A 14,134-nucleotide genomic window follows, 5' to 3' on the forward strand; every position below is an offset into this window, starting at 1 on the left:
CAATGAATTATCGAGTAACAAAATATAATCCTGTATATCGAAACGAGAAAGGTTGGTATATGAGGGATGAGTGGACAGATTATAGTGTAGCTGTAAAAACGGGAATGAAGAGTGAATATGATGAATATAAAAGGGTGGAGGATCTCTATATCCGCTATTTGCATATAGGTTTACAAAGCGCCGCGGATAAAACTTTTACTATTAATTGGCTGGAACGTTATAAAAATGGAATAAAAAAACATATCAACCATTTGCAAGATTGTAATAAAGAGCTTTTATTTAAAATAAGGGATAATTATAAATGCTCTATTGCTGAAGTAGAGGATATTGCAAGGTTTATATTAAGAATGCTTGTATGGTGTACATTTGATAGCATGTCATCGTATGTTGATTTTGGCTATGACTATTATATGTTTGTTGGAGGAGTGTATTATGATGATAAAACTATTAAAGATGCAGCGTTAGAAGGGATATATATCGAACAAATGGATTCGCCCATGTTATATCGATGTGATATCGAATATCGGAATGAATTGATGCAAGTGTCGAAAAAACGGTGTTAGATTCTTCTTGTTTGGATAGGTTTAAATGATAACGATGTTTTTTTCTATATTGTTGTACCAACAAATGGATACCTACTGAAACAAAAAGTTTTAATGGTTGGGGTCTGTGGGGAAAGCAAATATATACTCTAAGAAGGTATATGAGAAAAACATTATGAGGGGTGAGTAAATGAAAAAGAAGTGTTTATAGGCTCTTTATGCCTTTTCTTTTATGCTTTGCATTGGTTCGTTGTATATATTCATAAATGTTATAAATAATAGGTCGCCTAAAATGGATAAGCAATTAAAATTTACTGGAGTATTAAAAATGTATTTAATACTGAATAATCACTTATCCAGCGATATTATTTTTTATGATGGAGATGCAGAAAAATTTTCCGATCTATTAAATGAAATAAAGAATGGAAAAGAGATAGCAGTAGGAAATGTGCCTAAGTGCGCGATGTTCGAAGGAATTTATTACATTGAATTAACTACAACAGACGGTGAACAATATTCTTATGAGATGCAGACAGAGAATATTGTTTACGATATCACGAATAATGTATTTATAAGAGTCAGTATGGTAGATAGATTAAGAGGATTAACATTACTCTATTTATTACAAAATCATTATTCATTGAAATAACAATTAATGGAATATTATTTCAAGGACTGAAAAGTAATAAAGCAGCTCCACTCTCTTTTCCGTAGAACGAGTTACGGCCGTATGTGGGAAGCTATATCAAATCTGTACGTTCTTGTACAGATTTGATATCATGTTTTGCTGATGACAAAACATGATACTGTTTAGAACCACCACCATCCATGGCGGTAGTGAAGGGAAAAATATTTTTTTAAGGTGAAAATAAAATTTTGTTTTTATTCACAGCCTAATTATTCTCACCCCCGGACAGCGATTGCAGCAGAAATCCTTTTTGCCGCCCGTGTAATGCAGGTGTGGTTTTTGAAGCGGCCGAGCGGAAAAACACCGCGGGAACAAAACAGCAGCGACAAAAAGATTGGAGCGGAAAGCGCGGTGCTGCATTTTGTTTTCTTTGAAGTTATAGTAAACAAAATGCAGCAGTCCGCTAAAAGCATAACAATAAGAATTGCAAGAAACACTTTACCGGAGGTTTTTCCGCTTACGATAGGAAGCGGAAAAACAATGCCTTTTGAAAAGAGGTGGAGCAGATACAAGGAGACAGCCGAAAATAAAGCGGAGGCGTATCGGGTATACGGTGAGCATTTATTTTCGGCGTGCGACGCCGTAGATGCCCGCATATTTTCAAAAGGGGACGGGGACGGCTTACCTGACAGGGTCTTCAACATCGGAGGAGCCGATAAGCTGTACGTACAGCGGAACAAGCTTGGTAAAGTCGGGCTTTTAAAGAAAATAAAACTACCGACCGGCGGCAGCTATGAGATAGCGTACCAAAGAGTAGGGAACACGCGGGAGCTGCCGCAGAGTAAGTATGTGTTAAGCAGTGTAACAATGAACTCAGGGCTGCAAACAAAATCAGGAAACGTACAAAGCTATAAAACGCAATACAGCTACAAAGACGGCTACTATGACCGCAAAGCAAAAGAGTTCTACGGATTTAAGACGGTACGCGCGGTAACGGGAACAGGCAAGGTAACGGAGACGGAGTATTACATTGATGCCTATTACCGCAAAGGCATGGTAAAAAAAGAGACGGTGAGCCATAGCGGCACTGTCTATTCGATAAAAGAGTATGAAGTAGATGAAGTCCCTCACGCAAGAGTAAAGCGAGAGTGGAACACCCTACGGGAAGGATACCGCGAAATACGGACAGAAAGCGAGTATCGCTATGATCGATACGGCAATGTTACAACCTTAGAAGATAAGGGAGACGTTACGAATCCCAACGACGATATTATTGCCCGCATACGGTATTGGGACAGCGGCGATGAGCGGCGGTACTTTAAAGCGCACCCGGAGAAAATAGAAGTGCTGGATGGCAAGAGCGGCAGGCTGTTGCGGAAACGAGAAGGACGCTATGATAGCCAAACGGGCGCGATAACGGAAGTAAAACAGTATACCTCAAGCGGCACTTCTTTAACCTACACGATAGACTGGGATGAAAGCGGAAATATCAAGACCTTGATAAGTCCCACCGGAAAGAAAGTGAGCTACCGCTACCAAGACGGGATATACCCGGTTAAAATAACGGAAGAAGGAAGTACAGGCGGAGCGCCGTACGAAAGCACACTCCTTTGGGATAGCGCCTTAGGAGTGAAACTGGAAGAAACCGATAGCGCGGGTAACACCATGAAGTACCGCTATGACGGCTTCGGGCGTGTAACGGAAGTGAAAAGCCCTTACGATACCGGAAACGTACCTTACGCAAAGTACGAATACCATACCCCTTCATCTTCTTTCTGGTACACGGTAACGGCAAATAAGCTTACCACCGAAGCGGCCGACACGGCCATTATGAAAACGATAGTCATGCACGACGGCTTAGGCCGCGCCCTCTACACGGCGAAAGAAGGGGAAGTGTACCGAGAAGGAACAGCCGGAGAAACGAATGTCGGGTGGAATATTTCAGGGGCGACCTACTACGACGAGGCAGGCAGAAAGATAAAAGAAGGAATGCCGTTCTTCTATGGCGGCGATTTACCGAATGAACTTGCCAACAAAGCCGCCTACGCAAGCGTCGAACAGTTCTATGAGCTGAACGACTTTACCAAGCTCCGCAACGAAACGGTATACACCTACGACGGCATAGACCGCGTAATTAAGACGGTACTGCCGGACGGAAGCGAACAGAAAAACGAGTACGCAATAGAAAACAGCCTACAGGTAACAACCGCAACCGACCCGCTTGAGAATAAGAGCGTTACGAAAAAAGACGCGCGCGGAAACATCCGGGAAGTAGAACGCCTCGATAAAAACGGCACACGCTTAACTAAAGGCCGCTACGAATACTCAGTCCTCGGAGAAATGCTTCGCGCATACGACGCAAACGAAAACATTGTCTCGGTAACGTATGACCTACTCGGCCGAAGAGTAGCTTTAGAAAGTAAAGACTCAGGCCGGAAAGAATGGCGCTATGATAGCAAAGGCCTCCTTGAAGCAGAGACGGACTCATTGCTGCGCAGTAAACTCAGTGAGATACAGTACCACTACGACGGCTTTGACCGGCTCGTAAAAATAGACTACCCGTTTAGCACCGATGTTGAATACACCTACGGAGTACCCGGCCAAGCCGGAGCCGGAGAGATAGTCCATAAGAAGGATGAATCAGGCGACATACACTACGAGTATGGACGCTTAAGCGAGGTCGTAAAAGAGACACGAACGATTAAGCGTTATGAGCCGTTATGCGAACCTGAAACGGCAACCTTTACCTACCGCTCCGACTACTTAGGCCGTATGCAGACCATGAAGTACCCCGATGGGGAGACCATAATTTACACCTACGACAAAGGCGGACAGCTGAAAGGAGTGAGCGGTGTCAAGAACACGATAAAAGGCTCTGAAACCTACAGTTACATCGACACGATTGTCTATGACGAACACGGACAGAGAGTGTACATCAAGTACGGCAATGGAGTAGAAACCCGCTACCGCTACGACGATAAGCGGCGCTGGCTGAAAGACATTGAAACAAAGAATACACAAACCGACGAAATCTTCCAGAAGATAAGCTATAGCTTCGATAAGGTCGGCAATGTCTTAGGCTATGCGAATGATGCAAGTGTGTACGAGACAAGCCAGAGTTACACGTATGACAACCTCTACCAGCTTATCGGCGTAGAGGGAACCAGCAACCAATACAAAGCGATAAAGAGCTTTGGAAGCACACCGGTCAATGTTGCAAAGTATAAGCAAGACTTCGCCTTTGACGGTATCGGGAACATGACACGTAAGGTAAGCACGACGAACCTCCCCGGTTCCCGCGGTAACGCCTATCCCAAGGCAGAGTTAGACTACAGTCTTGATTACGAATACGACCCGGCCTACGCACACCGGCTTGTGCATGCCGGAAACCGCTACTACCGCTATGACGCAAACGGTAACATTACGGCGGAAAAAGACGGGCCATTTACCGAAGACGATGAGTTTATCTTTACATACAACTATGACCCCGACACCGACGTCTACGGCACCGACTACGGCTTCGGCCTTGACGCCCCGAAGGAGGCGGAAGAGACGCATCCGGAGAACCTATTCGCGTACCGCCGTAACTACACGTGGAATGAGAAGAACTTACTCACCAAATCAAGCGACCGCAGCTACACCGTGCACTACCGCTACGGTGAGGACGGACAGAGAGCACTCAAGTACACCGAGGAAGGAAGAAGCGAAACCTTATACTTTAATAACTTCTACACGATACACATCCCCGTGCAGGATAAGAATAACCCGCAAGGCTTACGTGTACACAAACACATCTTTGTAGGGAACAGTCGCCTTGTAACGGCGATGACGCATACTGACAACAACGGAGATAACGCCGAGCAGAGGGAAAAGCGCTACTACTACCATTCAGACCACTTAGGCAGCGCACAGTTTGTAACCGACTGGCGAGGCTGGCAGTATGAGCACATCGAGTACACGCCCTACGGGGAGCTCTGGATAGAGGAAGTCGCCGCAGGACTGGACAAGCTGCCGTTTAGATTTACCGGCAAGGAGATGGATGAAGAGACAGGGCTTTACTACTACGGCGCGCGCTACCTTGACCCGAAGTATTCAAGGTGGTTGAGTGGAGACCCGGCATTAAGCGACTACATACCCAAAGCGCCAATAGACGACGAGGCAAAGAAGCACAATGAAAACTTACCCGGCATGGGCGGGGTGTTTAATGTGGTGAATCTACACCTGTACCACTACGCGGGGAATAATCCGGTGAAGTATACTGACCCGGATGGAAGAGTTCCGTTGGTAGCAATACTTATAGTCATAGGATTTGTATTTGCCTTACAATCAGATGTACAACCTGTAACTCATATAGATGCAGCAGTAATAAATAATAAACTTTCAAGTATCTATTACGATGATCCTGCAAAAAGAACAGGGGGTGAGATAAAAAGTCCGTATACAAGAGAAACCTCGAGGGCAATTAAACTGGAACAACACCCGGTATTAGCACTTGGAGCAGCTTTACCAAGAGGTAATTATTCAGAGAGTGATTATTCTGATCCCAATCAAATGAAAGGACATGCAATAGAAAAAACAGGTACAGCTTTAGGTGCCTTGAGTCTTATTGATACTGTGGCAAAGAATCTGTCTAATGGACATTTGGGAGATGTTACCTTAAACTTAAAAAAAACAGGAAGAAATATAACTTCTTGGAATATTACTTTGACAACAATAAATCCATTAACCGGCAAAACAACTGGACGACAAGTTTTATCTAGAAAGGATGCATTGAAGTATTTAAATGAAAATAAGGAGATATTGAAAAATGATCCAGCATATAAAGAATTATGGGATCTGCTTAATTAATATTTTTGTTGTTATCATTATTTCTATGTTATTTAGCTGCTCGTTTAAAGAAACTAAGCAAGTTAATTTTTATGATTATAGGATTGATGATAAAAGTATATTTATGACTTTAGAGTTCAAATTACAAGGCAGAATATATCAACGAAAAATAAGCTCAAATACTAAAAATATAAAACTAAATGTGGGTAGTGAACTCTTTAGTATTGAACATGATTCTAAGTTTTGTACAAAGGTTATTTCAAATATCAATAGTATTGATATTTATATTTTTCCGAATGAAGTTGTTAAAGATAATCATGGTTTCTACTTATTAAATGAAGTTAAGAATGTATATGCATATTTTATTGAATATTATGATGAAAATAATGGAAAGAATTATTATATTTTCTCAAAAGATAATAGTATTGAAAAGCAATCAAAAATTAATTATACACCAAATTATTTAAATGAATTGCAAGAACTGCGAGACAAGGATATTGCATACTATAATGAAGACGTGCAGGTTTTAGCTTATCCTTATGCTGGATATGTAGTTAGAGGCAGAGATGGAACGTTACTGTTATTATCAACATTGTGGGATAATAATTCAATAAATTAGTTATTGATATGATAAAAAATATTTCTTCCAACAGATATGGAAGAACAAGCTTTTGGAAATTGAATCCGCATTATAAAAATGTGACTGGCTCAGAGGTGTTTGAATGATAAAAGAACTTTTTTTTGTTTTCATATTATTCTATCCGATTTTTGTATATGGTCAGAATTATATGAAATTTTATGATTTAAAAGAATGTCCTTATACACCGGTAAAAATTAAAAGTAGCGGATGGCTTGAACATAGTTACTTGAAAAAAGAAGAATTTATGGAATGTTATATTTCAAACTTTGAAGATTTAGATGGTATAGAAAGTATAAGGTACTATCCTCGTCAGAATTTTATTGGCGCTAAAGAAAAAGAGCATGGAAAAATTGAGCTTTGCAATCAGGGGTTTTATTTTAATGGATGGGATATTTTCTTAGAAAGTCAAATTTTTTATTTGATACAGTACAATGAAAAAAAATATTTGGTACTTGTTGGCGATGTGGCAGCATATAATGCATATAAATATTTTATTTTTGACATAACAGATTTAACGAGAATACAGTTTTATGAGTTGGAAAATGAATTTTATAATGAAAAAATTGATTCTACAATATTTGGTATATTTAGAAGTCAATTATGTTTTTTTGCGGCAAAGCGTGTTTACCAATGGAATGGAGATTATTTTTTATGTCCTTATATCATTAAAGACGGTGAATTGAGAGAGTTTGTTGATAGTGATGGAACAGAATTTCGAGTATACTTCTCATATATTACAAAACCTGATTTTGAATTTAAAATAGTAAGATGTACTTTTTAATGAAAAATTTACTAGGGAGTATGATGGAAAATGTAAATTACTGCTAAAGGGGAGCAGGTATTTTGGTGTGAATAAAATTTTATCCACTCTCTTCCCACAGAACAAGTTACGACCGTATGTGGGAAGCTATATCAAAGCTATACGTCCTTATACAGATTTGATATCATGTTTTGCTGACGGCAAAACGTGATACTGTTTAGAACCACCGCCATCCGTGGCGGTATTGAGAAAAAAACACCGTGGGAACAAAGCAGTAGAGGAAAAAAGATTGGGGCGGTATGGTGCAGCGAAGCGATAGCGAGCCTCAAGCCAATAATCCGGTAAAGTATACCGACCCGGATGGGAGAATTACAAAAATAGAGATATTGGAAGTAAAATGGAAATATTTGATATGTATCTTGATTATATGATAAATGAATTAAGAATGGAGGAATAGTATCATGTTAAAGATTTTTATTAAAGGAATTTTTTTGATAAACCAGCTATAAAAAAGATAGATGAATATTCATTATTTAATATATCGGTTTTTTCTTATGAAATGTTATTTTGAAGAGAACACTGATGAAAAACGAGATAAAATACTAAAATTTCTTGCACTCAGCTATTTTCTTTTATTTATATTAGGTGTCACTTTTATAAAATATATATTTTATATTCCATTTTTCATCAGTTCATTAATTATTTAGTATTTGTATAAATAGTATGAGAAATTATGAAGAAAATAAGAAAAAGTATGAGGATATTTTTAATGAGGCTTGATTTTATATGTACGTGATATATCTAAAAAAATAATTTCGGACTATGAAAACAAATTGTTTTTGTACCTGCCACTATCGTATGGGGAATCAATACTATATACTTAGTTACGGAATAGGTGCTTCTCGAAAAGATGAATATGGTTTTGCTTTAAGGCATCCAATAATATCAGCAGATAGATGTAAATGTGTATCAACTTTGAGAAAGATAATGAAAAAGCAGTTTATTCTTTTATTAATTTTAATAGCTCTATTTCTTCTCGTTTGTTTTTTGGTTTGTTTTACTTGCCTACGACCAACAAATCAAAAACTACATGCAATATGGATCGGGAAAGAAAAAAAACTTACAGATATTTATAGATATAAGTGTGAAAAAATTGTTTTTATTGAAGGTAAAAATAAAAAGATAAAATTAAGGTGTTTTGTGATTCTGTTGAAATAAAAGAATGGTGCGAAAATCATGATGTTTTAATGCTGTTTATAGATAAAGATAGACATGCGATAGCATATCCGCTTTATACTTATTTTGATGATTTGGAGAGAGAACCTTTTTATGATGGTATTTGGTTTGAAGTTCCATTTGAAAAGGAGCTGCCTGAAGATTATGTATTTGTTAAAAGATTAACGAAAAACTCGTTTAGAATTAAAGTGAAATAATATATCGTTGAACCGATTGTCGAATCTGTTCGTAGGAATAGGTCGGTAAGAGGGAACAGAAAAGAGTATGAGGAATATGTATTAAAGCTTCCGTACTTGTACAATCAAATAATGATATGGTAGCTTAATACATCTAAATAAATACTTTTTGTGTTGAAAAAATATTCTGTGTAGTTATTGATATTAACTAAGGGGGATGAATATGATTATGGTAGTTTTTCCTGTTTGTGCAGTTACATTCTGGTTCTTTGTAAAAGCTTTTAAAAAATTTGATTCCGAATTTGCTAAAGAACGGAAAAAATTTGTAGAATATCTGGATACAATAAATGATATTGAGACTTTAAAACGAATCGGGGAAATAAATATGTTTGGAGTTCGTGAAAAATGGTATCCAAGGTATACGGATCTAATTCCTTATCTTGAATATAAAATTCAACAAACAAACGATGATAATTTTAAAACTTACCTAATTGAATATAAGAAATTTATAAAATATTTTTTGTGTACTATGCCATTTATTGTTCTGTCAGTAATGATTCCTCTATCATGTATTATTTCTTTGTTCCGTAATTAGAAGTATAAAATCTTTCTGTAAGGTAAGATATTAGCAGATGGTATAAAAGTATGGGATTCTGGACATATGTAATTGCATGGAAATATAAGGAAGATGATTTTGATATATCTGCATGGTCTGCTGTAGATCCGGCTATAAATACTTGAAAAAGGAAAGATATACACTCTCTCTTCCATAGAACGAGTTACGGCCGTATGTGGAAAGCCGTATCAAAGCTGTACGTTTTTTGTACAGATTTGATATCATGTTTTGCTGATGTCCTTGGCGTAAGTGTGGATGTTGTTAAATCTTCCTACGAGGCCTATCAGTCATGGATGAATAATCACAAAAAAGAGGAGATAGATCAATGAGCTCATATAAATTAAGGATGTTTTTTGAATTTTTGTCATGTATGCCAGGACTTTATTGGATATTATTATGGTTTTTGCTGTTGGTATATTGCGGATTTTCATTATTAGGAAGATTTAATGAAAAGTTAAAATCAATTATATTTGACAGTTTTGATGTTGACACAGGGTTTCATATTTTCAGATATACAATAATGCCGATTTTTATTTTTATATTGCTAACAGTAATTTTGCTTATGCGAATAATATCGGGTACTATGGATTATGGATACGGATCGCCTAAACTTTTAATAAAGGTTATTGTGATTGTGATTGTATTTGTTGTTCTTTGCTATATTGCAGAGCTTCAACAAAGTAGGTATAAAGCAGGAAAGATAGATAAACTATTTTATGTAAGGGGAATAATCGCAGCCGTACTACCAGCTTTTATTATAATACCTCTTGTTTTATGGTGATCTTTATGTGAAGTGATATAATAAATGGATTTTATAATAAAAAAATTTGATTCGATGCCAGAAATGGTTTAAGTACAGTTATGAAGGTTCAAAATTCTATGAATTTGATCTATGTTCTTTCAATTGAGTTCAACGGTTCCGTATTGTCAGACTAAATATTAGCAGATGATAATTAGGAATACTGAGATTATAAAGAGTTGGTTATAAGAGTTTATTCTTGTCTCCCCACAGAACGAGTTACGGCCGTATGTGAGGAATAAACTGAAATAGGGAAGGTAGTCCTCCGGACAGCAATTGAAGTGGCATCAGACTGTGAAGCGATAGCGAGCTTCAAGCCAATAATCCAGTGAAGTATACGGATCCGGATGGGAAAGTAGCTGCACTTGATGATGTTACGATAGCCGCTGCAATTGTAGTAACAACTGGTGTTATTGCTATGGCAAATAATCAATCCTATAAAGATTCGGCAGATAAAGATAAAAATAATAACACAGGTGCATATACTATTAACTTTGAATCCGAAATGAAATATCACGGAAAAGGAGGGCAGAAACGATCAATGCAATCAGCAATGAGAATAAGCTTTACTTATGATGATATGCCTGTAAATATTGATTGGATGCCATCCTCGAATCATAGAGAGCCTTTACGGATGAATATGAGCGATTGGCAACAGATGATTGCCCATCATTTAAGAAAACTGGAATAGAAAGAAAAAATTATAACAAGATACAAAGTTCCTGTAAGCTGTTTTTTACTTGGGTAATGGCTATGTCCTTGATTGAAGTTAAAGGAGTATATATGATAATTAAAAAAGATGGATTTTATTTTTTTGATAACTTGAAAGGAGAACCGGAAACTCTAATTTTAGGTTCAGTTGAAGCTTTTAATCAGAATGAATACAAAATACTTACACAGCAAGAAGTCAATGAGCTTTTAAACTATATACGGACTAATCGTATCACAAAAATAAGTACGTTTTGGGGCTATCCCTACGATAATATCGATTTTATTACTGAATTTTCATGGATTGAATCTATAAGTATAACAGAACCCCATATAACAAAACTAGATATTATAAATAAAATGCCGAATCTTGTTTATATTTCTTGGGACGATCCTATACCTTTTAATATTAATAATCCTGTTTTAAAAGAACTTTCTTTTGAGTGGCATAAAAATAATTCGATTTCATCTAATTGCAAGAGTTTAAGATCCATTTGTGTTACAAACTGTAAGGATTTAACCGGATTATTTGAACAAATTTGTATACTTCCAAATGTAGCTCGTGTAGCAATTGTAAAAAATTTTTCAGTCAAGGATTGTACATTTATGAAACCGATGGCAAAACTGGAATATTTAGGACTAAGTTACTTTACTAAACTTGAAAGTTTGAATGGTATAGAAGTACTGGCGCCTACATTAAGATATCTTGAACTCGATACAGGAAGTAAAATATACGATCATAGTCATCTAAAAACATTAAAAAAGTTAGAAGTACTAAGAATTACTCACAAAGGTATTATAAAGTCTCTTGATTTTATACAAGAAATGCCCATGCTCAAAGAACTTGCTGTTGTAGGACCGAAATTAGAAGATAATAATCTTTCTTATTGTAACCATATTCCAACACTGCAAATATGGCGGTAAGGTAAAATAGTGAATGTTTTTTGGACATCAAACGCCATTAATAGTTATTTAATGGGATCTGTAATCAGCGGTATGAAGAGAAAGGGGCGTGAATAATGAAAATAAATAAGTATTTCCTTATACTAGTCTTTTTATTCTGTTTATCAGCATGTTCTTTTGTGAAAGATTTATATTTATCAAGAGAAGTAAGCAGGCATTTTAAAGAAACGAAGTCTTTTGAATTAGCCAAAGCTGTTATGCATCAAATGGAAGAACAGCGGCAATTCAAGCATTACATATTCAAGATGTAGAAATGACATATTATTTTATTGTTGAATTAAAGGCTGATATAACGCAACCTTATTATTCGCCTGATTATGTCGTTCTGGAAGGTGAGGAGAAGAAAAAGCATTATCCTGTTTCTTTATTACGGGATTTTTGGATATATCTGCTCGATTCAGATGAATATAAAATGAAGAGAAAAATAATTGAAGAGTTTGAAAGACAAGGTGTCGATTATAGGAATACACAACCTAGTAAATATGCATTACAAAAAATAAAACAATTATATCCAAATACATGGGAGGAGTATTTACAGAAATATTAATGTAAACTCTTTAATCTGATTTTTAAATGAAATAATACAAAGAATTTTACTATCTCACCCCATAGTAGTGATAAATTCGATAGGTAAAAGCAGCAATAAGGCTGATAATGTTATCATTAATGGAAGAGAATATTCTGCACATGCAATGCAGCGTATGAAAGAAAGGAACCTTGTTCTAATGGTAATAGAATAAACAATTAAAAATGGTACAAAAATATAAGTAAATACGCCTAACACTTTTGTTTATTTTACCGATGAAGCAAAAGTTGTTGTAAAAGAGACTGGTAAAGTAGTTGCTGCTATATCGCAGTAAAGGAGTACTAAATGAATTTTAATTTGGGTGTGTGTAGAATTATTGAACAAATCATTGAATGCAGTATCGGAGATATTGATTTATATAATTTTTTAGAGAATATATGGGGTATATATATACTTATAAAAGATAAAGGAAATTTAGATTTTCAGCATACCTTTCATGAGAGTTGGGATTATATTGATGAAATTATAGGATTAAATATTGAAGATAAAAATATTTATACAACAATTTTACCAAAGTTTAAACAAAATATGATTAAATTTTTATAATATTGCTATATGCGAATCAAAGAAATGAAGTAAAGGCTACGCAAGATGCTTCATTATTGATGGAAATAAATGGCATGACACTTCACGATGTACCGTTGTATGTAGCTGGATGTCAGCCGTGTGAAGCACGGATTCTCATTCGAGGGACTGATGATTAAAAAGATAAGTTTTATGGGTATAATTATTGTGATGTTTCTTGCTTGCAAAACAATAAATACTGATGCAAAAATATGGAAGAATAAACCGTCCTATTGGTTGAAGTAGATCAATTGCCTAATAATGTATACGTTTCATATTCAACAGCTAAATAATAAATATAGAAAGTAAAACATAACGGTAGAAGGCGCCTAGAAAAGTACCTCAAGAAACTGTAAACTTAGATGATGCTCCGGTTTAACTAATGAAGTACATAAAAAATTAAAGCGTGGTTGAGCCATAAATGACTAGATATATTAGATGTTTTGATAAATACTCAGACAGATATATAGGACAAAAAGAGAAATAGATGATGACTATGCTCAATGATAAAATACTAGAAGGCTGTAATGAAGAACAAAAAGAATTGATGCGCAAAGTCTGTTTTGAAGATGATCAAAATCATACAGAAGAAACGATTTTCCTTTTAAGGAGGATAATTGACATACAGCCAACTGTTCCTTATGCGTTTGCATTACTTGGATCAATATATCTTGATCAAGCTCAATTGCTTGATGCAACATACCATTACGACAAAAGAAGGCGAAAATATATCGTTGCACGTCGTAAGCTTTATCGTGATACTATTGCTCATTTTGAGAAAGCTATTGCATTAAAGCCAGATTCGCCAGGTACTATTTTATTATTAGCACGTGCGTGCGAACAGTGTTCGTTTTTAAAACGGGCGGTGAGATATTATGATTTGTATTTAACGTTTAAGCCTCATAGAGCAGAAATATACTATGCTAAAGGAATGATCTATGAATATCAGCAAGATTATCCAACAGCACTTGCGTTGTACGAAAAGGCCTTATCATTCGAACCTGATAATGAAATGTATAAAGACCGTATAATGAAGTTACAAAAAAGAAATAATCATACTACAAAGACATCTAAGAAATGATAAAAATT

General features: G+C 36.1%; 14 protein-coding genes. All 14 read left to right on the forward strand.

Annotated elements, in window-relative coordinates:
- Window positions 1–2 precede the first annotated feature (2 nt).
- Complete coding sequence (locus QI63_RS06975) at window positions 3–563, forward strand: hypothetical protein (protein ID WP_044015037.1); 561 nt, start codon at window positions 3–5, stop codon at window positions 561–563.
- A 271-nt stretch (window positions 564–834) separates the two neighbouring features.
- Window positions 835–1,191 carry a hypothetical protein gene (locus tag QI63_RS06980; RefSeq protein WP_144389673.1) on the forward strand — a complete coding sequence of 119 codons (357 nt, stop codon included), beginning with the start codon at window positions 835–837 and terminating at the stop codon, window positions 1,189–1,191.
- Window positions 1,192–1,404: 213 nt separating this feature from the next.
- Window positions 1,405–6,018, forward strand: coding sequence for a toxin TcdB middle/N-terminal domain-containing protein (locus QI63_RS06985; protein WP_081984422.1), 4,614 nt, complete (start codon window positions 1,405–1,407; stop codon window positions 6,016–6,018).
- Window positions 5,978–6,616, forward strand: coding sequence for a hypothetical protein (locus tag QI63_RS06990; protein ID WP_044015041.1), 639 nt, complete (start codon window positions 5,978–5,980; stop codon window positions 6,614–6,616). Before QI63_RS06985 ends, QI63_RS06990 begins: the two co-directional genes overlap by 41 nt.
- A 169-nt stretch (window positions 6,617–6,785) precedes the next feature.
- Window positions 6,786–7,418 (forward strand): hypothetical protein, encoded by a 633-nt coding sequence (locus QI63_RS06995; RefSeq protein ID WP_215904689.1) that lies wholly within the window; start codon window positions 6,786–6,788, stop codon window positions 7,416–7,418.
- An 801-nt stretch (window positions 7,419–8,219) separates the two neighbouring features.
- Entirely contained in the window at window positions 8,220–8,615 is a 396-nt protein-coding gene (locus QI63_RS13130) for a hypothetical protein (protein ID WP_215904690.1), read from the forward strand.
- Window positions 8,591–8,830 carry a hypothetical protein gene (locus tag QI63_RS07010; RefSeq protein ID WP_044015049.1) on the forward strand — a complete coding sequence of 80 codons (240 nt, stop codon included), beginning with the start codon at window positions 8,591–8,593 and terminating at the stop codon, window positions 8,828–8,830. Before QI63_RS13130 ends, QI63_RS07010 begins: the two co-directional genes overlap by 25 nt.
- 202 nt (window positions 8,831–9,032) lie before the next feature.
- Window positions 9,033–9,404: a hypothetical protein gene (locus QI63_RS07015; protein ID WP_044015051.1), complete on the forward strand. Its 372-nt coding sequence runs from the start codon at window positions 9,033–9,035 to the stop codon at window positions 9,402–9,404.
- 346 nt (window positions 9,405–9,750) lie between these two features.
- On the forward strand, window positions 9,751–10,206 hold the full coding sequence (locus tag QI63_RS07020; protein ID WP_044015052.1) for a hypothetical protein: 456 nt from the start codon (window positions 9,751–9,753) through the stop codon (window positions 10,204–10,206).
- A 346-nt stretch (window positions 10,207–10,552) separates the two neighbouring features.
- Window positions 10,553–10,915, forward strand: coding sequence for a hypothetical protein (locus QI63_RS07025; RefSeq protein WP_044015054.1), 363 nt, complete (start codon window positions 10,553–10,555; stop codon window positions 10,913–10,915).
- Window positions 10,873–11,856: a hypothetical protein gene (locus tag QI63_RS07030; RefSeq protein WP_144389674.1), complete on the forward strand. Its 984-nt coding sequence runs from the start codon at window positions 10,873–10,875 to the stop codon at window positions 11,854–11,856. Before QI63_RS07025 ends, QI63_RS07030 begins: the two co-directional genes overlap by 43 nt.
- 292 nt (window positions 11,857–12,148) lie before the next feature.
- On the forward strand, window positions 12,149–12,442 hold the full coding sequence (locus tag QI63_RS07040; RefSeq protein WP_052185505.1) for a hypothetical protein: 294 nt from the start codon (window positions 12,149–12,151) through the stop codon (window positions 12,440–12,442).
- A gap of 324 nt (window positions 12,443–12,766) precedes the next feature.
- Window positions 12,767–13,027 (forward strand): hypothetical protein, encoded by a 261-nt coding sequence (locus tag QI63_RS07045; protein ID WP_044015060.1) that lies wholly within the window; start codon window positions 12,767–12,769, stop codon window positions 13,025–13,027.
- A gap of 505 nt (window positions 13,028–13,532) precedes the next feature.
- Window positions 13,533–14,126 (forward strand): tetratricopeptide repeat protein, encoded by a 594-nt coding sequence (locus QI63_RS07050; RefSeq protein WP_044015062.1) that lies wholly within the window; start codon window positions 13,533–13,535, stop codon window positions 14,124–14,126.
- Window positions 14,127–14,134: the final 8 nt, after the last annotated feature.

This window comes from Treponema sp. OMZ 838 (genome assembly GCF_000775995.1).
In the GTDB taxonomy this organism is placed as follows: Bacteria; Spirochaetota; Spirochaetia; order Treponematales; family Treponemataceae; genus Treponema.

Bases quoted from the DNA above. Each gene is read 5' to 3' on its own strand.
- QI63_RS07015 (WP_044015051.1), top strand. From the start codon at position 9,033: ATGATTATGGTAGTTTTTCCTGTTTGTGCAGTTACATTCTGGTTCTTT.
- QI63_RS06990 (WP_044015041.1), top strand. From the start codon at position 5,978: ATGATCCAGCATATAAAGAATTATGGGATCTGCTTAATTAATATTTTT.
- QI63_RS07045 (WP_044015060.1), top strand. From the start codon at position 12,767: ATGAATTTTAATTTGGGTGTGTGTAGAATTATTGAACAAATCATTGAA.
- QI63_RS13130 (WP_215904690.1), top strand. From the start codon at position 8,220: ATGAAAACAAATTGTTTTTGTACCTGCCACTATCGTATGGGGAATCAA.
- QI63_RS06975 (WP_044015037.1), top strand. From the start codon at position 3: ATGAATTATCGAGTAACAAAATATAATCCTGTATATCGAAACGAGAAA.
- QI63_RS07050 (WP_044015062.1), top strand. From the start codon at position 13,533: ATGATGACTATGCTCAATGATAAAATACTAGAAGGCTGTAATGAAGAA.
- QI63_RS06995 (WP_215904689.1), top strand. From the start codon at position 6,786: ATGAAATTTTATGATTTAAAAGAATGTCCTTATACACCGGTAAAAATT.
- QI63_RS07020 (WP_044015052.1), top strand. From the start codon at position 9,751: ATGAGCTCATATAAATTAAGGATGTTTTTTGAATTTTTGTCATGTATG.
- QI63_RS06980 (WP_144389673.1), top strand. From the start codon at position 835: ATGGATAAGCAATTAAAATTTACTGGAGTATTAAAAATGTATTTAATA.
- QI63_RS07040 (WP_052185505.1), top strand. From the start codon at position 12,149: ATGACATATTATTTTATTGTTGAATTAAAGGCTGATATAACGCAACCT.